The following is a 20,367-nucleotide window of genomic DNA, read 5'->3' on the forward strand; positions in this document are numbered from 1 at the left end:
ACAGACAGGTTGTATCTATGAAATCACGGCTCGCATTTGTCGCTGGCATCCTCGCCTTTATCACCTTCCCGGTTTCTGCGGAGGTGTACCGTCAGGTTGATGCCCAGGGCAACGTCACCTACACCGATGAACCCGCCGAAGGTTCGGAAGCCGAAGAGATCAAGGTCAAGCCGGTAACCACGGTTACCTTGCCGAAACTCGAGTCTGTTCAGGAGCCCGAGCAACTCCGGGAACAAGTGGAAGAACAGGGCGCAACCTACGACAGCGTTACCTTCGTTGCGCCTGACAACGATGAGGCTTTCCACAGCGGCAGTGGCGACGTGGAGTTCCAGGTGACCAGTTCACCCTCGCTGCGGGATAATCACAAATACGAGATTACCCTGGATGGCCAGCCTGTCGGCCAGAGCGAATCGGGAACCGTTATGGTACGCAACGTCTATCGCGGCACCCATGATGCCGGCGTCAATATCATTGATGGCAATGGTGTCACCATCAAAAGTGGCGACACCATCTCGTTTACCGTACACCGGCCCAGCGTCAACAACTGACGCACCTTTTCGGGGCTCGCTGTTCTCCAAAAAAATGCCCTGAATACCCAGGCCGTGCCGTCCTGGTACGCTCATTCCCGTCACTAACGCGCACTCTTTTAGTGCATGCGCACCACAAAGCAGCCATACTCTGATCATTCGCAGGGCGTTTACCCGCTGTTCTGCGTGGCACAATTCTACTTATGCACTACACAACGGCGCGTTCCCGGGGCTCAGAACCACGATGCCCGCAAAATGCGCATTTTCAGCACCGCAATCCTTCAATGTGGTTCGCTTTTTGCAAAACTGACTGAGTACTCAGCGTTGCCCACCAATAGGGATGGAAGCATGGCAATACCGGCCGGATACAAGAGCATTCTGGACAGCCTCACAACCGCAGTGATTGTGCTGAGGGACGGCTTGCAGATCCAGTACCTGAACCCCGCTGCCGAAAGCCTGTTCGAAACCAGCATGACCCGAAGCCAGGGCGCCCCGATCAATGACATCCTGATCGACTCGGAAGACGCCCTCAAAACCCTTTATGCCGCTGCTGAAAACGGTCAGTCGTATACCCGCCGGGAAGCAGAGTTCGTACTCACCAGCGGCGTGCGGCTGACCGTTGACTACTCGGTATCTCCGATCAGCCTGGACCCCACCGAACTGCTGATCGAGATCCAGCCACGGGACCGGCTGCTGCGTATCAGCCGGGAGGAAGACATCATCTCCCAGCAGGAGACCACAAGGATACTGGTGCGGGGAATGGCCCACGAGATCAAGAACCCCCTGGGCGGAATCCGCGGCGCAGCCCAGTTGCTGGACCGGGAACTGAACAACGAAGACCAGAAGGAATACACCCAGGTCATCATTGCAGAAGCCGATCGCCTCAGATCGCTGGTAGACCGGATGCTCGGCCCGAACAAGGCACCGAAACTGGCGTCCACCAATATTCATGAAGTGCTGGAACGGGTGAAGACCCTGCTTGAGGCAGAAAGCCGCGGCCGGCTCAGTTTCCGTCGCGACTACGACCCCAGCCTGCCGGAGTTTCAGGGTGACAAGGAACAGCTGATCCAGGCATTCCTGAACATTGCCCGCAATGCCATGGAAGCCGCATTCGAAAACCAGGCTGAAAAGTCTGGTAATGAGCAGCCAACCATTACCTTCCGCACACGCGCACTGCGGCAGTTTACCATCGGCCACAAACGCCACCGTCTGGTCTGCCGGGTGGACGTGATCGACAACGGCCCCGGCATACCGCCGGAGCTGCTGCAGAATGTTTTCTACCCGATGATCAGCGGCAGGGCCAGTGGCACGGGCCTTGGCCTGTCCATCACCCAAAGCATCATCGGGCAACATCACGGGCTGGTTGAGTGTGAAAGCGAGCCCGGCAAAACCGACTTCATCATCTTCCTGCCCCTGGAGGACAATCAATGAGCCAACCGGCAAACGTCTGGATCATAGACGACGACCGCAGTATACGCTGGGTGCTGGAGCGCGCCCTGAACCAGGCCGGTATGCAACCGCGGGTGTTTGAAAGCGGCGAAAGCATCATGATGCGCCTTGAGCATGAACAGCCAGACGCCATCATCAGCGATATCCGCATGCCCGGCGTCGACGGCATTACCCTGCTATCCCAGATCGTCGAGGTGCATCCTGACCTGCCGGTGATCATCATGACCGCCCATTCCGACCTGGAAAGCGCGGTAACCAGCTACCAGACAGGTGCCTTCGAATACCTGCCCAAGCCTTTTGACGTGGACGATGCCGTCGCTCTGGTAAAGCGGGCGGTGGCCCACAGCCACGAGCGCCGGGCCACGGCCGAACCCCAGGCAGAAAGCTCCCAGCGAAATACCGAAATCATTGGTGAGGCTCCGGCGATGCAGGAAGTGTTCAGGGCCATCGGTCGGCTCTCACACTCCAATATCACCGTACTGATCAACGGCGAGAGTGGTACCGGTAAAGAGCTGGTAGCCCAGGCGCTGCACAATCACAGTCCCCGGGCCAGTCGGCCATTCATAGCACTGAACATGGCGGCCATCCCCAAGGACCTGATCGAGTCAGAGCTGTTCGGCCATGAGAAAGGCGCCTTCACCGGCGCGGCGGCGGCCAGGCAGGGCCGTTTCGAACAATCCAACGGCGGCACCCTGTTTCTGGACGAGATCGGCGACATGCCCGCAGACACCCAGACACGTCTGCTGCGGGTACTGGCGGATGGAGAGTTCTACCGGGTCGGCGGCACCACGCCCATCAAGGTGGACGTGCGCATCATCGCTGCCACACACCAGGACCTGGAAAAGCTCGTCCAGGCCGGAACCTTCCGGGAAGACCTGTTCCACCGCCTGAACGTCATCCGCGTGCATCTGCCAAAACTGGCGGAACGCCGGGAAGACATCCCGCGCCTGATGGAACATTTCCTCAAGCGTGCAGCCCGGGAACTGGCCGTTGAAACCAAATTGCTGCGCCCGGAAGCCGAAGAATACCTCACCACCCTGCCCTGGCCGGGTAACGTGCGCCAGCTGGAGAACACCTGCCGCTGGCTGACGGTGATGGCCAGTGGCCGGGAGATTCACATAGACGACCTGCCAACGGAACTGATGCAGCAGGCGGAAACCCCGACCACAGGCCAGACCTGGCAGGAAGGCCTGCGCAACTGGGCTGAACAGGAGCTCAAGCGTGGCCGCAAGGGCATACTCGATACCGCCGTGCCGGAGTTCGAGCGCATCATGATCGAAACCGCCCTGAAGCACACCGGCGGGCGCCGGCGGGATGCCTCAATCCTGCTGGGCTGGGGCAGGAACACTCTGACCCGGAAGATCAACGAGCTGGGGATGGATCATCCGGATCATGAGGACGAGTGAGTAAAGCCTAGCGCTCCCGCCAGTAAATAATCCGGTCGTGGCCGCGATAGACGCCGAAGGTGGCGAGGGCTGAGGGGTTTTCCAGGGTGCCGTCGTCATCCGTGTCATCCTGCAGCCACTCCTCGACACCCCAGATCAGCGTATCCGTGCCCTGTGAGCCAGAAGGCTCCAGGCTTAACGGTCCGGCCTCTCCATTAATAAACGTGCCTGAGTCCGTCGCCAGAGTGTGATGGTCTGTTGTGCCGCTGATATCCGACGTTGTCCATGGCGTACAGCTGTCTGCCGTATTGACCGTGAACCGGGAACCATTCCAGTACTCCAGCCGGAAGGGCATCTGAAGCTCGTCGATATTTTCCGGGCCGTAGACGTTGTCCATGGACAGCCGACCATACCTTACCTCGAAGTCCGCCAAAGGGGTGAAGCGGTATGGAGAGCTGCTGGCACTGACCCCATCAGCATCCGTCACGCTGTCCACGGAAAACTCCAGATCCGGTTCTATCGGCGCAACACGCGCTTCAGACAGTTTGCTGTACTGAACGGTATCATCGATTCCGTAATCAAAACTCAACAGCCCGGGCTCAGCGATACCAAGCACTCCGGAACCGATATCGGTCGTTACCGCCAGTGGACCACTGTCCCGATTCAGGGCGGAGCTGTCCGCTACCGGGAAGGACCTGACAACATCCGCCACCGATAACCGCTGGAAGCCAGTCTCAGTGTAATTCAGCGTGCGTGTGCCCTGCACCGAAAGGGGCTCTATTTCCAGGTTGGGCGGCAACGCCCATCCGATGGCCTGGCCGGTATAAGTAAACGGCGTGCCAATACTGCACATCGGTTCCAACTCACCCGAGTCAATCACAACATTGAAACGATCCGGATAGAACCGGCCAACAGGGGCACTGATTCCGGGGGGCACGGTTTTCCCGAGGTAGCTTCCCGCAGCCGGCGTGGCCGAGAACCTGAAAACACCTACCTCGGAAACCCGCGCCGCAAGAGTTTCGGTGGCGTCAGCTGACCGGGTATGGGTATAGCTTTCCGGTGTCAGAGTGCCATCCGCGCCGCCGGTCGGTGCAACAACCCCGGAAGACAGCGGTATATCCAGCAACCGGAAGTTGGGGGTATTCGGGTTACCTTCGCAAAGGTTGCTGTCGCCGTCGTTCTGCCAGCCAACCGCGGTCACCGTCAGGTCAAACTCCTCGCCGGCTTTCACAAAAAGCGGACAGGAGGCATCACCCGCCGCACACTCCCCTGGCGAGGAAACACACAGCCCGGCGGGCACGCTGACGAACTGGTCGGACCCCGGCATCACCAGACCATCATCCTCCGTTGCTTCAGACCCAAGGTAGGTGCCGTTTAACTGCATCTGGCCGGCATCGGGATAACGGACATCAATCTCCGCGACACCGCCTGCGCCAAAATCCAGATCAAGGATAGTGGGATTGCCCGGGTCGCCACTGATATCGGTATCATCCACGTTCAGGGCGCGGCTGACCGGACGACCGTTCGGGCCAGGATCAACATAGGTTGACCAGAAGCGCACAGGCTTTTCCACATTTTCAAACGCCGGCACACACGCCTGTGTTTCCTCATCCCGTCGCACTGCGCGCACCTCAATGGGGCCAGACGGCCGGTGGGACGTCAGGTCTGGTACCTCGAACGCCAGGCCAGAGTCAAAAAACTCCAGCCCACAGTTCGCGGCAGACAGATTGCCGCCGCCGATCTGACACAGGGTAACGGCCTGGGGCCGTGTCGACGGCTCCGAACCAACCACATCCAGCGTCACCTCGCCGGCAACGGTGTTTTGCAGGGTCGCCTGGCCCGTGCCTCTAGCAATATCGATCACGTTGCCACCTTCCCAGCCCTCGGAAGGCGACAAGGTTGCCTGAACGGGGTCGGTGAAGAGCTGGTCGCAGTTCTCGTTGGCACAGGCGCGAACCGTCACCGTTTCCGGTTGGCAGGTCAGCGCCACGCCGTCATGGAGAATTTCGAAATGGTCAACCTGTTCACCGACAGGATTAAGCTGAAGGGCGCAAAGCTCGATCTCATCAAGCTCATGGATATTGGTGGAGCCCCCCGTCGACCCCGTGAGGGACAGTAAAAAGTTTTCCGGAACAGGTGCCTGGTCTGAATCCGCCAGCATATCGAAGGGTGGGATCAACGTATTCATTCCACCACCCGTATCGCGCTCTACCGAAACGATAGCCTCTCCGGGGCTTCGCGAGTCTACGGTAATACGATACCGGTGGGGGTTGTCCGAGCCGGTTTCATCGATACCCGGGCTCAGGCCAGAGGTGCCTTCAAGATACTTGTAGCCACTCTGGCCACTACCTGACCCCCTTACCACAACGGCTTGTGGAACGAACCCGACGCCACCCTGCCGACCTTCCGTCTGATTGGAATAGTTACCGAATTCATCAAGCCCAACGCCCATCCAGCCGCCAGCGAACCCTGCATCACCGTTGTTCCTCTGGGCATAGCCCAGCGACCCTCCGAAGCTTCCCGGTTGCGGAGTGACTCTCGAGTCCGAGAGGGCGATCACGATACCGTCTGCCCCGTTGCCACCGTAGGCGTAGTAGTCAAACTCGAGAATCACCAGATTATCGGCACCGGGAATTTCCCGTTGCAGCGTGGCTGCTGTTGATTGATTGCCTACCGCCTGAGTCATTCTCAGGCGGCCGTTGGATTCAACGCGAGGCGTAAAATTACCACTGGATACCGAGGTTACCCAATCGTCACTCAAGCTGCCGGCCGCGAAGTCATCGTTAAAGCACTGAAGCTCATTGTCTTTACAGGGACGTGTCTCCAACGCATTATTCTGGATTTCACTGTCGGTCAACACTCGTTGGTGCAGGCGTATCTCATCAAGCCGGCCGGCAAAAAAATTAACCCGGCTTTGAGGCCCGAAGCTTTCCGCGGCAAACAATAAACTGCCGGTCGTGGGTTTCTGACTGTATTTACCACCTCGTCCGGCAAAAAACGGGTTCCAGTTGTCATTTCCGACACCGATTGACTGGCCACTTTCATCCAGGACAGTAATCTGCACCTCTAAACGGTTGCCATTCGGGCGATGAGCAGTGACGCCGAAGTAATACCATTGATCCACCTGCAACGCAGCGTTTGCCGAGACAGTGTAGGGCGAGCCATTCGCATCCCAGAAGGTTACCTGCAATTGCCCACCAGACAGCTTGACCTGATACTCCTGAGTTGCCCCGCCCTGGCCTTTATGTAAAAGCGTCCCGTTTAACTGATCGGCCCGAAACCATCCCCCGATCGACATCGCCTCTGTCACTGCCAATGGTGACAACAGATCTCCATCACTGATCTCCACATAGTGCTGTGCATCGACGTACTGGTTAAATGGACCGGTACTAAATCCTTGCCCTCTGAAATACCCGGAGTTGCAGACCTTCCCCTCGTCAGTATCGGGCAGCGAACCGGAGCTGCCATTCGTTGCCGCACGCCCATTAAAACCATTGCCAGAGCTGTCAAATACTTCGTTTGCAGCACCCTCCCATGAGTCTTCATCCATCCGCCATTCACCGATGGGGCCGGAAGCATCCTGTGCATTCACTGCCGGTGTCGGCAACAAAACGAATGAAAACACCAGAACCGAAAACACGGTGGTATACCAGTGGCTGTTCATCGTATCCGTACCTCTACCAACCGAGTTGACTGATCATTCCCGGCGCCACACTGGCCGGTACTGGTAATCGTATACACCGTATCGCCCCCGGAGCCGCCAATAGCCGCAGAGACAGCTTCGCATTCCATCATCGCACTGCACCCCTGCAGGCCGTCAGCCTCCTCAAAATCAATGGAGCTGGTAATAGCGCCACAACTGTCTGCTTCGAGCACGTCCCTGACGGCCACCTGGGCACCGCTTTCGGCAGCAAAAAATGCGCGCTGGAACTGGATCTGTAGACTGATGGATTCACCACTGCCTTGCTGGAGCTGGGACATGCCAAGAACGAGTAGCGCCAGCACCGTCACGATGAACAGCGCGATGGGCAGGCCCGCGCCGGACTGCCTGTTGAGGAGTTTGTCAGGGCACATTGCGGATCTGTACCTCCTGACTGATGCTGGTGGACTCTTCGGTTTGCGTGTCTTCCAGTACAAACCTGAATGAGACGACGGCTCCACGCTGCAATGTCGGCGGCGTGACCTCAAAAACGAGGGAGTTTTTTGCCAGGGTGGCGGCCATCACTTCACGCCCGGGTATGCCTGAGGGCAAGCCCGATGCAACTGCCGTATTGATTCCGTAACCACTATAACGGAATAGCCAGCGCCCCGACTGGCACAGGGATACCGGGTCGTCGATGATATAGAACCGCCTTTCCGGAGACCGTGCCGTAAAGCGGTGAGTGGCACCGTCGTCAAACGTCACCGTCGCCGGGACGCTACTGCCGGTCAAGGTTGCGGGCGGCGACACGGGCCCCGGACTATTCAGGTCATAGACGTCGCTGCCGTACCCGTAAACCACGACACGGCCGGTCACAGACTGCCCTCCCGGCAACGGCACCGCCTCAAACGATGAGGGTGTGTTGCCCCGTGGCAAATCAAGGTAGTTCGACGCGGCGCGAATGGGCATCCACTCTATACAGGAACCGTCGGCATTGGTACGGATCGAGGTCGGCAAGGCTTCCCTCAGTTCTCGGGTAATCTGCTCGCTGATGACCACACTGGCCAACGCCCTTTGCTGCCGCGAACTGACATCAATGGCGCCCTGGGTCGAGAGGGATACGAACTGCACCGAAATCGTCGCCACAACCGAAAGCAACACGATCACCATGATCAGCTCGATCAGTGTAAAACCATTGGCGCGGCGCATCAGAAATTTGCCCTGTAGGCGGAAAACGAGAACGACTGGCCGCCTGGTGTGGTGATAATCAGATCAATCCGTTTGGCTTCGGGGCCAGGTAGGTCCACTTCACCGCCCGCACAGGCAACCGCCACATCCACAGTAAAACCGTCGTAGCCATCCAGAGGCGCTTCTGCGCTTCTTGGCGGCGAATCCGAGGTGCCGTCGTAATCATCAACATCGTTGTAAGTGTCTCGGGATTCTTCCTCGGGCCCGATGTTACAGGAACCCGCGTACTTCGGCGTACCGCCCTGAGGTGTCGCGTCGTCGTACTTTTTGGAAATAATCTCATCCATATACAGCTGCGCCAGTTCCACAGCCCGGGTCTGGTTCAGTGGGTCGGCGCTGCGTCCGGAAATCAGTGCAAAGGCACCCACCACACCGGCAATGGCCACGCTGATGATAACGATGGTCATCACCAGTTCCACCAGGGTGGCACCACCTTGAATTGACCTCATGGCTGGCAGCTCCCGCGGTAAACCGCACCCAGGGAACTGAGGCAGGTTTCAAATGTGCTGTCACCGGAGAACGTCAGACTCAGGTTTGCTCCCGAGTCCGGTGTACCATTGCCGTTAAAACGGATTGTCAGCGGCAATCCGCCGGCAACAGAGAGAGATGTGCCCTCGCGGGGCAATTCGAAAACCCTGGGATCAGGCGTGCCTGAGCCAACGGTAAAGCGAAAACTGTTACTGCCCTGCTCGATCGTCAGGGTATCGGCGGCATTACCCGCCAGCGCTGCCTGCTGGGCAAGCAGCGTGGCGGAAGCAAGTTGCTGGGTCGCCAGCAGGGGAGAGAACGCCGAACGGCCGGCAAAGAGGCCAACTCCCAGAGCGGCGAGAACCCCGATCAGGATGATGACCATAACCAGCTCAACCAGGGTGAACCCCGATGACCTCGGGGCGTTCATTTTTGTCATGCCCCTCTCCCGGATTCCCTTCAGTTTCGAATCTAAACGTAGATCGGATTGCGCTTTCGACCAATCTGACCCGCGCCATTAGGAAACAAGTTAGCAACCGCCATCTGGGATATTCACAGCAGTGGTTTCTCCGTCTGAATCAGTATATGTGAAAGAACAGGCACCCAACTCAACCGTCAACTCGTTATCCGTATCGGTATCAAGTGTGTAATCGTTAGCATCCAACTGTGCGGCTTCTATGATGCCACCATTATCACCATCAACCGGTTCAGTTAGTGGATAACCATCATTGCTCATTTCGATAGTCTCTCCCTCAAGATCAACATCGCCTGAACTTCCCCCAGCCAACCAAGCCGAATGAGCAATTGCCGAAGCAGATTTGACTGCCCCACGCGCACCTTCAATACTTGCCTGGCGAGCCTCTCCCCCCAAATCCGCAAACCGCGGCAACGCAAACGCCGCCAAAATCCCCAAAATCACAATCACCATTACCAGTTCGATAAGGGTGAAACCTTTCTCTTTTCTCGCTGCCATCTGATTCATCACATTCATGGTTTTCTCCTGCTTTTGCTGCGTTTTAAAAGTGTTTAGTTGATGACTTTGATTACTTCGCCATTACTGGCGTCATACTGGATGTTGTCGGTGCCGCCGTTCAGGTTGTACTCATAGGTACACACGGAGCCGCTTGCCGAGGCGGTGTAGTCGGTTGTGTCGCCACTGGTCGCCACGGACGGTGCGTTGGACTGCATCAGGGCCAGCCAGAGGTCCTGGCATTCGGTGGCGGTCATGGCGTCCGGGTCGGTGTTGCCACCTACACCCGTGGGCCAGCCATCGGCGCTGACGTCCACATTTTCCTCGCCGAATCCTGGCAGGTCCGTCTGCGCGCCACCGGCGCCGCGGGCGGTCCACTGGGCACGAACCAGGGCAACAGCGGCAGCATAGGCACCGGAGGTGCCCTGTATGCTTGCACGGTGGGCTTCGTCCGACAGTTCGGCGAACCTCGGCAGCGCAAAGGCTGCGAGGATGGCAAGAATGGAGATCACCACCACCAGTTCAATCAGGGTAAAACCCCGAGTCCGGTGTTTTGTTGCTGTCATCGCCGTCATAGTTCCGTCCCCCTGAGGCTTGTTATTGATTCCTGGCACTTTTTATTGACCCTTGGCACTTTCAACACCTGTATTCGCAATTCCGCTTTATGGCTCCACCGGCTGTAACATCAGCCCGGACTGGAGGTCCGCTTCATCAAGGCGTCCATTGCCGTTGCTGTCCGTGAACTCGACGGCCACAACCCAGGCCAGGGTTGTGTCGGGGCTTCCCTGCCTTTCTCCTATGGTTATCGACTGGCGTGGTTGAAATATAACCTGCCCGTAATCGCCCGCCGTGTCATTTTTGTATCCTTTGTCACCGGCCTGTAACGGCCTGAAACACCACTGACCGGGTTGCGGCTGCCCCTCGGGACACTTGCCACCGTATGCGGCCGGTTCAGACTCGAACCAGTCAAAGGGGTTCTTTTCCGCCCACGGCCTGAAATCGGGCCCCTCTTTCAGGCGGACTTCGGCCCCCTTGACCACCAGCAAGCTCCTGATCTGGTTGAGCATCAGCCGCGTGCCTTCCTGCTCCGCCCTGGCGGCTTCCCGCTCTACAACCCCCAGCAATACCCACCAGAGCACGAACAGAATGCCTGTGGCGACCAGAAACCTCAGCCGGCGGGCATTGGCCATCGCCGGCGCGGCCGAGAACTGCTGGCCGGCCATTCAGCCGCGCCCCATGGCGGCGGCTCCCAGATCCCATATGGGCAGGAACACGCCCAGTGCCAGAATAAGAACCAGTATGCCCATGGCGACGATCAGGATTGGTTCAATGGATTCCGCCAGCCGTTTGAGGCCGTAGTCCACGTCTTCATCGTAAAAGTCAGCCACATTCACCAGCATGTCGTCGACAGAACCGGTTTCCTCGCCCACGGCAATCATCTGAAGGATCAGGGGTGTGAACATCTCGCTCTGCCGGGCGGTGCGTAAAAGGCTTTCGCCACGTTCGATACCGGCGCGCATCTCCTTGATGTGTTTCGATATCCAGGCGTTGTCCGTGGCATCGGCAACCACCGTCAGTGCATGGGTTACCGGCATGCCCGCCGCCAGCATGCTGGCGAAGTTGCGGGCGAAACGGCTAAGGGTAATCAACTCCAGCAGCGGGCCGATAATGGGCATTTTCAGCTTGTAGCGGTCCCAAGTCAGCCGGCCCTGCTCGGTCTGCTTCCATTGGCGCAACAGCAGTGCGCTGGCGGCGATGGCAAACAGCACGATGTACCAGTAACCCAGCAGGAAGTTGGACGTGCCCACCAGCACCTGGGTCAGAAATGGCAGATCCGCGCCCAGTTTGTTGAAGACGGCAGCGAACTTCGGGATCACCAGGAAGTTCACGACCATCAGGGCGGCAAACAGGGCGATCACCACAAACATGGGATAGCGCATGGCCTGTTTGAGGCGGCGCCTGGTGTCCCGTTCCAGCTCCAGGATGTCAGACAGGCGCTTGAAGGCGTCGTCCAGCTGTCCCGTGTTCTCGCCCACGTGGATCATGGCGATGAAGAGCTCGGAAAACACTTTCGGGTGCGCCTGCATGGCAGTGGCCATGGTAGAGCCACCCTCAAGCCGGTCAGTCACATCGTCCAGCACCTCGGCAAGTACCTGTGAACGCGTGGTGTCCGCCAGCCCTCGCATGGTCCGGATCAGTGGTATGCCGGCCCTGGTCAGCGCATGCATCTGGCGGCAGAACACAATCAGCTCGTCCAGGGTGATCTTCTTGCGGAAAACCGGCAGTTTGTTCAGCCGGTCAACCACGGATTCGGTCTGTTCCTGCTCACGGATGGACAAAGGCGTAATGCCACGTCGCATCAGCTCCGATGCCGCTGCCTCAGGGCTCGGTGCCGCCAGCGCACCCTGCTGCACGGTTCCACGGCTGTCCTTACCCCGGTAACTAAACTGCATCAGGCACCTCCCTCACCCGGACCGGGGTTGTGGGCGGCGGTTTCCGAAGCCCGGGAGAGAACAGGCACTTCCTCCAGAGACACATCGCCCTCTGAGGTCGCAGCCACCCGGGCCACTTCTTCCAGTGAGGTAATGCCCTGCAGGGCAAAATCCATCGCACACATGCCAAGCGGCCGGTACAGGTGACTTTTACGGGCTTCACGGGTAAACCCGGAAATATCCTGGCGCCGAAGGGCATCGAGCATGCCTTCGTTCATTTCCAGCATTTCGTAAACACCCAGCCGGCCCACGTATCCACTGTTGCCACACTGGTAGCAGCCACGCCCATGAACAAAGCCCGCCTCCAGGTCCAGCGGGTCGAGGTCGAACTGCTCCAGCCAGACCTTCTCCTGACCGGTGGGCTCATAGCCCTCCCGGCAGTTATCACACACCTTGCGAACCAGACGCTGGGCCACCACGCCCAGCAACGAGCTGGCCACCAGGAAGGGTTCCACCCCCATATCAATCAGGCGCATGGCACTGCTGATGGAGTCGTTGGTGTGCAGGGTGGACAGCACCAGGTGACCAGTCATGGCGGCACGCAGGCCGATTTCAGCGGTTTCGTGGTCGCGCATCTCACCCACGAGGATGATATCCGGGTCCTGGCGCAGCGCCGCCCGTAGCACACTGGCGAACTCCAGGCCGATTTTCGGGTTTACCTGCACCTGGGTGATACGTGGCAATCGGTATTCCACCGGGTCTTCCGCGGTGATGATCTTCACTTCCGGGCGGTTCAGCTCAGCCAGTGCGCCGTACAGGGTTGTGGTTTTACCACTGCCGGTGGGGCCAGTGACCAGGATCATGCCGTGGGGCTTTCTGATCATGCGCCGGAAGTGCTCCAGCAGTCTTGGTGGCATGCCCGAGGCGTCCAGGTTCAGCATGCCCTGGCTCTGGTCCAGCAGTCGCATGACCACCGATTCGCCATACTGAACCGGCATGGTGGATACCCGCACATCGATGCTGCGGCCCTTGACCCGGATATTGAAACGGCCATCCTGGGGAACGCGTTTTTCGGAGATGTTCAGGCCCGCCATCAGTTTGAGGCGCAGCACCAGGGCGGAGTTCACCCGCTTCTCCTTCATCACCTGTTCCTGCAACACGCCGTCCACCCGCTGGCGAATCCGCACGACGGTTTCATCCGGCTCGATATGAATATCAGAGCTTCTGGCCTGCACCGCATCCTCGAACAGTGTCTGCAGAAGCTTGACCACCGGGGCCTCGGCACTCTCGGATTCGGCGCTGATGTCCGCCAGGTCAAAGGCATCATCCCCCAGCTCGTCTTCCAGCTCTTCCGCCAGCGAGGCAATCTCGTCAGTGCGGCGATACACCAGATCAATGGTGCTGAGCAGCTCACTCTCCCGGACCACCGCCTGCTTGATCGGCTGTTTGAGTACACGCACCAGCTCGTCGTAAGCGAAGATGTCGAGGGGGTCGGCCATGCCCACCAACAGCTCGCCGCCCTGCTCCGCCAGTACAATACTGCGGAAACGGCGGGCCATGGCTTCCGGCAGTTTCCTGACCAGGTCGTTATTGAACTGGAAGTGCCGCAATTGCACGAAAGGCACATCGAGCTGGCGCGAGAGGATGTTGAGGAGATTGTCCTCCTCCACATAGCCAAGGTCGATCAGGGTGCGGCCCAGCTTGCGCCCAGTGCTCTTCTGCTCACGCAGGGCCGTCATCAGCTGCTGTTCGGTGATGACGTCGTTCTGGACCAGCAGGTCACCTATGCGGATTTTCTTCTTCGCTTCAGCCATGAATCATCCTGCCCGTAACGCCCGCAGCCGTTGCTGCACGTAATCTGCCAGTGAACGGGGCAGCCCCGGCAGCTCGGCTGCCTGCCGGTAAGCCCGGGCAGCTCCGGCCTGTTCACCCTGGGCTTCCAGCGCAATTGCCAGTCCTACCCACCAGGGGCCCTGGCTGTCATCCCAGGCAATCAATTCTGCCCAGTGACGGGCCGCTTTACTGTTTTCTCCCTGCTGCTGCAGCAGGGTCGCCAGTGTTACCCGGTATTCCGCGTGGTCTTCCACCGGCGGCACATCCGAGCTGAGCGTATCGACAGCTGCAGTCAGATCACCGTTGGCATGCAGCGCCCTGGCTCTCAACAGGCGCAAGCGCGAATGCCCGGCTGCCACGGTCTCGGGCAACCAGCCGAGAGCCTGATCCTGCTTTCCGTCCACCAGCAGCGCCCTTGCGACCACATAACGGCTGCGGGGTGCCGTCTGCTCCTGTGTCAGTGATGCAAGGCGGCGCTCGGCATCGGTGACGCTGCCCCGGGCCAGCAGCTTCTCCAGCTCCCTTGCGGTGCTTCGGTCCAGGGCCGCTGGCGTTTCCGGGGTCTGTTTCACGCCAGCCGTAGACACTTCCGCGGATGGCTTCTCGTCTTCCCGGGCAACACTTTCCTCGCTCTTTGCGCTTTCCTCTTCTTCTGCAGGAGGCGCGGATTCAGCGGTCGCCTCCGGCTGAGTAACTTCCGGTGCGGTCGCTTCCTGCACTCCTTGCTCGGTTGACGGTTCCGCAGACCGGCCCTGAGCCGCAACCGGTTTCGGTGTCGGCTCCTGACGGGGCTCAGGCCCGGGCTCTTCATTTGCCGGAGCGGGGTTCACGGTTTCCACGGCTCGGGTGTCCGGCCTGTCTTCGACAGCAACCACGGTTTCCCGCCGAACCGGCTGTTCCGGGGATGGATCACTTTCCAGCGCAGTGGGTTCCAGCGACAGGGTATTGGAAAAAATCCAGTAGCCACCGGTTGCAGCGATCATCAGCACCAGAATCACCAGCACGGCCATGAGCAAAGGCCTGCGGTTCCGGGACTGTGGCTGCTCACCCACGTAGGCACCCGGCGCTTCCGGACGGTTCTGCCTCTGCTCCGCTGCCCTGAGGGCGTCATTAAGCAGGCTCATAACCACCTCACCAGCAGGTTGGGAAGGTGGGCACTATCGGTATCACGGATAGCCTGAATGACATGTGAGCGCCCGACCTGCCGGTCACCACGCCCCCACGCCGAAAGCATCGATTTGTGAGCAATGATATTGACCAGCCGGGGAATACCACCGGACGAACGGGAGATCAGCCGCAGGGCCGCCGGGGCAAACAGGTCACCGCCGTTGTAACCGGCCTGGGCCAGGCGGTGCCTCAGGTACTGTGCAACGGAGACCCTGTCCAACGGCGCCAGGCGGTACTGGAAGGTGATGCGCTGGCGCAGCTGGCGCATACTGTCCCGCTTCAGGAGTTCATCCAGTTCCGGCTGGCCGAACAACACCACCTGCAACAGGCGGGTACTTTCGGTTTCCAGGTTGGTGAGCAGCCGCAGGGCCTCGATGGTTTCCTCGGGCATGGCTTGTGCTTCGTCGATCACCAGCACCACGGGCCGCTGTTCCATGGCCAGGGCAATCAGCCGTTCGTTCAGGGCTTTGAGGATCTGGTGAGTATTGGCACAGCGAGCCACATCCACCCCCAGTTCTTCTGCCACCGCTTCGTAGAGGGTATCCGGCGTCAGATGGGGGTTGGGAATATAGGCGGTATGGGCATCCTGCTCCAGCTCATTGAGCAGAAGCCGGCAGAGCAGTGTCTTGCCGGTGCCCACCTCACCGGTGATCTTGATAAAGCCTTCCCGTTCACGCAGCGCCACCAACAGCAACTCCAGCGCATCACTATGGCTGCGAGCCCTGAGGAAGTAGCGGGTGTTGGGCGTCAATGCAAACGGTGCTTCCTGCAGTCCGAAATGGGATTCGTACATGCTAGCGTTCGGCTTTCTCCGGCTGGGGTTGGGCAGACTCGGACGACTCCAGCAGTTCCCGCAGTACCTGCATGCGTTCACGGCTGGAGGACACGTCAGCACTCATCTGTTCACTGCCGGCAACGACCGGGCGCAACAGGATAACCAGCTCACTCTTGCGGGACTCGAAACGGCGCTGTTTGAACAGTTCCCCCAGCAGGGGAATGTCGCTGAAGAAGGGTACCGCCGAATTGTTATCTTCGCTGGAGTTCTGAATGAGCCCGCCAATAACCACGATCTGGCCGCTCTCGGCACGGATCACGCTGTCTGTTTCGCGAACAGTGCTCCGCGCGAGCGGCAACGTCACATCCCGCTCGCCCACGGTGATCACTTTTTCCTGGTCATTCACTTCGCTGACAGAAGGGTGGACATGCAGGGTAATGGCACCGTCCTCAGCAATCTGCGGTGTCACATCCAGGGAAATACCGGAGAAAAACGGCGTGAGCTCCACCGAAGTGGACGTTCTGTCCGAGGCGGTGACGGCCGAGTTATTGTCGTCAAAGTCGATATCAGTAACGAAGAACTCATCCGTACCCACCTTGATCACCGCTTTCTGGTTGTTCACCGTGGAAATGCGCGGGCTGGACAGGATCTGTACGTTGCCCTGTTCCCCCAGCAGCTCAATCAGCCCCGTAAAATCACCGGCCCGTACGCTGGCCGAGAACAGCCCGCCAATGTCAGAGGTATTGATAGCCTGCCCGGCCAGTGCCTGCGCGGTGAAGTCCTCCGGCAAACCGTCAGAGGCGGTAATGCTGGAAGCGCTCTGAATATCCGCCCAGTTGATGCCCTGCTGGTAGCCTTCATTCAGGCCGATCTCCAGAATTTTTGCCTCCAGAACCACCTGTCGCTGCATGATCAGCTGGGTGCGGCGCAGATATTCTTCCACCTGCCGGAGAGACTCCCCATCGGACCGGACCATCACCAGGCCGGCACCGGCATTGACGATCACCTGGTTGCCGTTGTCACCTCCGATAATCATCTCGAGGGCGCTTTCAATGTCCTGCCAGAAGTCGGATTCGGTTTCCGTGGAAATCCGTGTACCCACCAGGTTGGCGGTGCTGTTGTCGCCAGAGTTGTCCCGGTTGGAACCAGCACCTGTGGAGTTGTCCCGTGAACTGCTTACCTGCCCGGAACTGACACGGGTTTCGGAACCGCCACTGCGCTTGAAATGCAGGTAATCGATCGGGAATAGCCGGGTCTGGATACTGTTGGCCCTGACCCGGAACAGGCGGCCGTTGCGCTCGATATCCAGGCCATACAGGTCACCGGCAATGTCCATGACCTCGGGAACCGTGACATCGCGCAGCCGCAGGTCGATGGTTGCCTCGACATCGGGGTGGACCACCACATTGTACCGGCTACCCTCGACCAACGCCTCAAAGAATGGCCCGGCGGCCAACCCCCGCGCGTTGACGTCAAAACGGTCTTCATCATCGGTCTCGCCCGACAGCGACGGCATCAGAGCGGCGCTGACGTCCTCGGGCACCTCCCCGGACATCTGCTCTTCCTTGGCTTTCTGACGCTGCTCTGCCTCCGCCTCGTCCATCGCTTTTTCAATGGCGGCGGCGGTGTCGGTGGACGTTGCCTTACTGGTTCGCATCAAGGGATTATTGCTGCAGGCAGTCAGAAAAACGGCCAGCATCAGGGTCAGAAATGTTCGATTCAGTGTCATAGCAGCTCGTTTGTCTGTCATTGGGAACTCCGCACTTGCGGAAGAGGCTCCAGGCGTAAAACCCGCACTCGTCCCTGATCGACCAACTCTACCCGGTCCGGGTGAATTCGCCTGATGCGAACCCCCTCGAATGTCTGCCCCTCCCTGCGGGCCTGTCCGTTTATCACCGCTACCCGGCGATCGTTGCCAATAAATATCGACGCCAGCGTAAATTCTTTCTCCGGCACCTGAGCCTGAGGAGCCGCACCGAAGCCATCCGGACGGGTCGGGTCCTGCAGAGCCGCCGCAGTCGTTGCTGACATAGCCAGGATTGCGATCAACAGCAACTTCATGTCACACCCCCAGCCATGCACGATCCAGGCTCAGGGTTCGCACCCTGATCCGGACTTCGTTATCGGGGTAATCATCGGAATCGTATTCCATCAGCACCCAGCCCAGGCGCGCATCCATGGCTTCAAGTGTCTCCAGGTAAGCCAGCACATCCATATAGTCGCCGCGCAGGGTGATTTCCGCATCGTGGGCGAACAGAAGTGGTTCCTCAGATTCCCTCCCGTTGTCCTCGCCGGCCTGTTCAGTTTTACCATCAAAGACCGGTTCCGGCGCCAGCAGATCCATGCCCAGGAGCTCCAGCTTGTCCTGGGCCGCAAGCATATCCCGCAACAGTACCACCATGGCCCGGGGAGCAATCAGCCGGCCAGTGGTTTCAGCAAGCTCATCATTCAGCCTCTCCAGCCTCTGCTGCCGGGCCGCAAGCTGGTCTCTCAGCACCTGTGACGGGGCTGACGCCAACTGCTCTGTCAGCCGCTCCTGCTGCTCCAGGAACGATGTACGGGTATCGTCCAGGGACACCTGGCGGGCCCGGTGCTGCTCGTTACTCGCTACCACCGGAGCAACGGCAAGCTCCCAGCCGGCAAACAGGACCACCACCAATGCGGTGACCGTAAGCAGAACCCGCTCACGAATGGGGCGCTCATTGAACCACGCGGCGCCCTGATCCAGCGACTGACGGAAAACCGGAGTCATTGTGGAGCCTCCCGGTCAGCATCTGTTGCCACCTGGAACTCGATCCAGCGCCCGTCCTCTTCCCGGTCAAGCCGGAAGCTGCCGAAGGTCTTGCCGCTGAACGCCGGCTCATTCCCCAGTTGTTCAAGATACACCGGCACCAGCCGGCCTGATTGCGCCCGGCCTGCCAGACCCACATCGCCGTGGAGGGCATCCAGGCGGATATTCGTTAACCACAATCCGTCCGGCACCTGACGGGCCAGGGCCGACAGTGATTCGGAGAAGCCCGTGGTTTCAGTGGCAATCAGGTTCTCCACCCGGTCCAGCAGTTGCTGCCGGCGAGCCAGGGTTGCCGTCACACGCTCCAGGTCTGCTTCCACTTCAGGATCTGGCTGGCGGGCTTCCATCTCGTTCGTGAGCTGCTCCACGGAGCCCCGGAGCTGCTCGTTCTGCTGTTGCAGGGCCAGGGTATCTGCCTGTAACTGCGATTCCTGATAACGGGTAACACCGGCAGCGACAGCTATCACAACCAGGGCCAGCGCGAGCAGGGCCAATGCTGTCCCGGCCTGCAGTTTCTCCCTGCGGGGCCGCAGATCATCGTTGTAGAGATTGACCTGCTGGGAAATGTCATCGCTATTAACTGCCATGCCCAGGCTGGCGCTCCAGGCTACCAGGCAGCGACTGTCCACAGCCTGTTCCAGGTCAAAAAGCGCCCAGTCCAGTGTTTCAACTCCGGCAGCCACGTAGGATGCCAGCATGGACGATAACGGCAGAACGTTGTCACGGGCCACCAGCCTGATGACGGAAGGCGGCACCTGCCCAAGCTGACTTTCGTAGTAATCCAGGGACCGCTGCATCTCCAGCGCCAGCGACTGAACCGCGTTTTCCTGGCTTGAGGCATCCCGCAGGTCATCGGACGTAACATCGAGGCGCCGAGACAGGTAGAGCGTCTGCCCCTTACACACGATCATCTGGCCAAAACGCTCACGCAAATGGACCAGAGCGGCACCCCGGTGATCCGGGTCAATACGGGGAATCAGTTTGCGCAAGGCCAGCTCAGCGATGTCGATGGTGATCAGTGCCAGGCCGCAACGTTCCACCAACGCCACCAGTTCGCTGACCAGCGACTTCCGCGCGGCCACCACATTCACCAGCTTGCCGCGTCCGCGGGAAGCGTCTTCAGGGAAAGGAAACACGTCAGACACGGCATCAGAGGGATTGAAATCGAGAAAGTCCTTGAGCTTCCATTTCAGGGCATCGCCAAGCTCGGACTCGTCAACCCCTTCCGGGCGTTCAAGCTGGAACACCTGGTACTGATCAAGCGGAAGGACAAGCGTGGTGTCGGCACCAGCCCATCCACGATCGCTGACGAGGGTTCCGAGAACCCCCTCCCGCTTTGCCGGGGAACAGTCCGAAAAACCGGCCGAACCTGAAGACTCCGCCCAGGCAATGCCGTCGGGGCGAACTTCCAGGTAAACACGCTGGCGTTTGCCGGAACGCTGTAGAATCTTCGTTATGAAACCTCGGGCCACTCGCCAGCCTCAGTGCGCAAATAATGATCGGGCTTTATATCCGCTTTGCATAATAGTTGAGAAAGTGAACGCAATTCCATGTTTTCTTATGAAATTTGACCTCTTTTTGCAACTCTTTAACAAAGAAGATCGCCACCCTGGGCACACGAAAAGGTCACAAGCACTTGTTTATCCTGAAAGCCCGCCATTGTAACAGATGTGAATACGGGA

Annotated in this window: 19 protein-coding genes; 3 read left to right on the forward strand and 16 right to left on the reverse strand. The window is 59.2% G+C overall.

Annotated elements, in window-relative coordinates:
• The first annotated feature begins 17 nt into the window (after positions 1–17).
• The 3 genes from HLUCCO03_RS03635 (at position 18) to ntrC (ending at position 3,382) form a co-directional block, all read left to right on the forward strand.
• Complete coding sequence (locus HLUCCO03_RS03635; RefSeq protein ID WP_027830916.1) at positions 18–548, forward strand: DUF4124 domain-containing protein; 531 nt, start codon at positions 18–20, stop codon at positions 546–548.
• A gap of 327 nt (positions 549–875) precedes the next feature.
• Entirely contained in the window at positions 876–1,958 is a 1,083-nt protein-coding gene (gene glnL, locus HLUCCO03_RS03640) for a nitrogen regulation protein NR(II) (protein WP_027830915.1), read from the forward strand.
• The gene (gene ntrC / locus HLUCCO03_RS03645) at positions 1,955–3,382 is read left to right on the forward strand and encodes a nitrogen regulation protein NR(I) (RefSeq protein WP_027830914.1); all 1,428 of its coding nucleotides are present in this window, start codon (positions 1,955–1,957) and stop codon (positions 3,380–3,382) included. The genes glnL and ntrC overlap by 4 nt, the downstream gene beginning before the upstream one ends.
• 7 nt (positions 3,383–3,389) lie before the next feature.
• Here ntrC and HLUCCO03_RS03650 read toward each other — a convergent pair whose 3' ends face one another.
• The 16 genes from HLUCCO03_RS03650 to HLUCCO03_RS03725 all read right to left on the reverse strand — a co-directional run bounded on the left by HLUCCO03_RS03650 (position 3,390) and on the right by HLUCCO03_RS03725 (position 20,157).
• Positions 3,390–7,025 (reverse strand): DUF6701 domain-containing protein, encoded by a 3,636-nt coding sequence (locus HLUCCO03_RS03650; RefSeq protein ID WP_051603773.1) that lies wholly within the window; start codon positions 7,023–7,025, stop codon positions 3,390–3,392.
• Positions 7,022–7,435, reverse strand: coding sequence for a hypothetical protein (locus HLUCCO03_RS03655; RefSeq protein WP_027830913.1), 414 nt, complete (start codon positions 7,433–7,435; stop codon positions 7,022–7,024). The genes HLUCCO03_RS03650 and HLUCCO03_RS03655 overlap by 4 nt, the downstream gene beginning before the upstream one ends.
• On the reverse strand, positions 7,425–8,210 hold the full coding sequence (locus HLUCCO03_RS03660; protein WP_027830912.1) for a type II secretion system protein: 786 nt from the start codon (positions 8,208–8,210) through the stop codon (positions 7,425–7,427). Before HLUCCO03_RS03660 ends, HLUCCO03_RS03655 begins: the two co-directional genes overlap by 11 nt.
• Positions 8,210–8,698, reverse strand: coding sequence for a type II secretion system protein (locus HLUCCO03_RS03665; RefSeq protein WP_027830911.1), 489 nt, complete (start codon positions 8,696–8,698; stop codon positions 8,210–8,212). The genes HLUCCO03_RS03660 and HLUCCO03_RS03665 overlap by 1 nt, the downstream gene beginning before the upstream one ends.
• Positions 8,695–9,156, reverse strand: a complete 462-nt coding sequence (locus HLUCCO03_RS03670; protein WP_027830910.1) for a type II secretion system protein — start codon at positions 9,154–9,156, stop codon at positions 8,695–8,697. The genes HLUCCO03_RS03665 and HLUCCO03_RS03670 overlap by 4 nt, the downstream gene beginning before the upstream one ends.
• A 90-nt stretch (positions 9,157–9,246) precedes the next feature.
• Positions 9,247–9,708, reverse strand: coding sequence for a type II secretion system protein (locus HLUCCO03_RS03675; protein WP_036197263.1), 462 nt, complete (start codon positions 9,706–9,708; stop codon positions 9,247–9,249).
• A gap of 35 nt (positions 9,709–9,743) precedes the next feature.
• Positions 9,744–10,253: a type II secretion system protein gene (locus HLUCCO03_RS03680; protein WP_036197908.1), complete on the reverse strand. Its 510-nt coding sequence runs from the start codon at positions 10,251–10,253 to the stop codon at positions 9,744–9,746.
• 96 nt (positions 10,254–10,349) lie between these two features.
• Positions 10,350–10,910, reverse strand: a complete 561-nt coding sequence (locus tag HLUCCO03_RS03685) for a hypothetical protein (RefSeq protein ID WP_051603772.1) — start codon at positions 10,908–10,910, stop codon at positions 10,350–10,352.
• Positions 10,911–12,140 (reverse strand): type II secretion system F family protein, encoded by a 1,230-nt coding sequence (locus HLUCCO03_RS03690; RefSeq protein WP_027830907.1) that lies wholly within the window; start codon positions 12,138–12,140, stop codon positions 10,911–10,913.
• On the reverse strand, positions 12,140–13,933 hold the full coding sequence (locus tag HLUCCO03_RS03695; RefSeq protein ID WP_027830906.1) for a GspE/PulE family protein: 1,794 nt from the start codon (positions 13,931–13,933) through the stop codon (positions 12,140–12,142). Before HLUCCO03_RS03695 ends, HLUCCO03_RS03690 begins: the two co-directional genes overlap by 1 nt.
• Positions 13,934–13,936: 3 nt before the next feature.
• Entirely contained in the window at positions 13,937–15,076 is a 1,140-nt protein-coding gene (locus HLUCCO03_RS03700; RefSeq protein WP_027830905.1) for a lipopolysaccharide assembly protein LapB, read from the reverse strand.
• The gene (locus tag HLUCCO03_RS03705; protein WP_027830904.1) at positions 15,073–15,912 is read right to left on the reverse strand and encodes an AAA family ATPase; all 840 of its coding nucleotides are present in this window, start codon (positions 15,910–15,912) and stop codon (positions 15,073–15,075) included. The genes HLUCCO03_RS03700 and HLUCCO03_RS03705 overlap by 4 nt, the downstream gene beginning before the upstream one ends.
• 1 nt (position 15,913) lies before the next feature.
• Positions 15,914–17,644 carry a pilus (MSHA type) biogenesis protein MshL gene (gene mshL / locus HLUCCO03_RS03710; protein WP_027830903.1) on the reverse strand — a complete coding sequence of 577 codons (1,731 nt, stop codon included), beginning with the start codon at positions 17,642–17,644 and terminating at the stop codon, positions 15,914–15,916.
• Positions 17,641–17,955, reverse strand: a complete 315-nt coding sequence (locus HLUCCO03_RS03715; RefSeq protein ID WP_027830902.1) for a hypothetical protein — start codon at positions 17,953–17,955, stop codon at positions 17,641–17,643. The genes mshL and HLUCCO03_RS03715 overlap by 4 nt, the downstream gene beginning before the upstream one ends.
• Position 17,956: 1 nt before the next feature.
• Complete coding sequence (locus HLUCCO03_RS03720) at positions 17,957–18,646, reverse strand: type II secretion system protein M (protein ID WP_027830901.1); 690 nt, start codon at positions 18,644–18,646, stop codon at positions 17,957–17,959.
• A complete protein-coding gene (locus HLUCCO03_RS03725) occupies positions 18,643–20,157 on the reverse strand; it encodes a PilN domain-containing protein (protein WP_292016609.1) in 1,515 nt (504 codons plus the stop codon). The genes HLUCCO03_RS03720 and HLUCCO03_RS03725 overlap by 4 nt, the downstream gene beginning before the upstream one ends.
• Positions 20,158–20,367: the final 210 nt, after the last annotated feature.

It is taken from the genome of Marinobacter sp. HL-58, from assembly GCF_001314605.1.
Classification (GTDB): domain Bacteria; phylum Pseudomonadota; class Gammaproteobacteria; order Pseudomonadales; family Oleiphilaceae; genus Marinobacter.

Excerpts from the sequence above, each read along its gene's own strand:
- HLUCCO03_RS03700 (WP_027830905.1), bottom strand. The coding sequence starts at position 15,076 with ATGAGCCTGCTTAATGACGCCCTCAGGGCAGCGGAGCAGAGGCAGAAC.
- HLUCCO03_RS03690 (WP_027830907.1), bottom strand. The coding sequence starts at position 12,140 with ATGCAGTTTAGTTACCGGGGTAAGGACAGCCGTGGAACCGTGCAGCAG.
- HLUCCO03_RS03650 (WP_051603773.1), bottom strand. The coding sequence starts at position 7,025 with ATGAACAGCCACTGGTATACCACCGTGTTTTCGGTTCTGGTGTTTTCA.
- HLUCCO03_RS03720 (WP_027830901.1), bottom strand. The coding sequence starts at position 18,646 with ATGACTCCGGTTTTCCGTCAGTCGCTGGATCAGGGCGCCGCGTGGTTC.
- HLUCCO03_RS03680 (WP_036197908.1), bottom strand. The coding sequence starts at position 10,253 with ATGACAGCAACAAAACACCGGACTCGGGGTTTTACCCTGATTGAACTG.
- HLUCCO03_RS03715 (WP_027830902.1), bottom strand. The coding sequence starts at position 17,955 with ATGAAGTTGCTGTTGATCGCAATCCTGGCTATGTCAGCAACGACTGCG.
- HLUCCO03_RS03635 (WP_027830916.1), top strand. The coding sequence starts at position 18 with ATGAAATCACGGCTCGCATTTGTCGCTGGCATCCTCGCCTTTATCACC.
- HLUCCO03_RS03685 (WP_051603772.1), bottom strand. The coding sequence starts at position 10,910 with ATGGCCGGCCAGCAGTTCTCGGCCGCGCCGGCGATGGCCAATGCCCGC.
- mshL (WP_027830903.1), bottom strand. The coding sequence starts at position 17,644 with ATGACAGACAAACGAGCTGCTATGACACTGAATCGAACATTTCTGACC.
- glnL (WP_027830915.1), top strand. The coding sequence starts at position 876 with ATGGCAATACCGGCCGGATACAAGAGCATTCTGGACAGCCTCACAACC.
- HLUCCO03_RS03705 (WP_027830904.1), bottom strand. The coding sequence starts at position 15,912 with ATGTACGAATCCCATTTCGGACTGCAGGAAGCACCGTTTGCATTGACG.
- HLUCCO03_RS03655 (WP_027830913.1), bottom strand. The coding sequence starts at position 7,435 with ATGTGCCCTGACAAACTCCTCAACAGGCAGTCCGGCGCGGGCCTGCCC.
- HLUCCO03_RS03695 (WP_027830906.1), bottom strand. The coding sequence starts at position 13,933 with ATGGCTGAAGCGAAGAAGAAAATCCGCATAGGTGACCTGCTGGTCCAG.
- HLUCCO03_RS03665 (WP_027830911.1), bottom strand. The coding sequence starts at position 8,698 with ATGAGGTCAATTCAAGGTGGTGCCACCCTGGTGGAACTGGTGATGACC.
- HLUCCO03_RS03660 (WP_027830912.1), bottom strand. The coding sequence starts at position 8,210 with ATGCGCCGCGCCAATGGTTTTACACTGATCGAGCTGATCATGGTGATC.
- HLUCCO03_RS03670 (WP_027830910.1), bottom strand. The coding sequence starts at position 9,156 with ATGACAAAAATGAACGCCCCGAGGTCATCGGGGTTCACCCTGGTTGAG.
- ntrC (WP_027830914.1), top strand. The coding sequence starts at position 1,955 with ATGAGCCAACCGGCAAACGTCTGGATCATAGACGACGACCGCAGTATA.
- HLUCCO03_RS03675 (WP_036197263.1), bottom strand. The coding sequence starts at position 9,708 with ATGAATGTGATGAATCAGATGGCAGCGAGAAAAGAGAAAGGTTTCACC.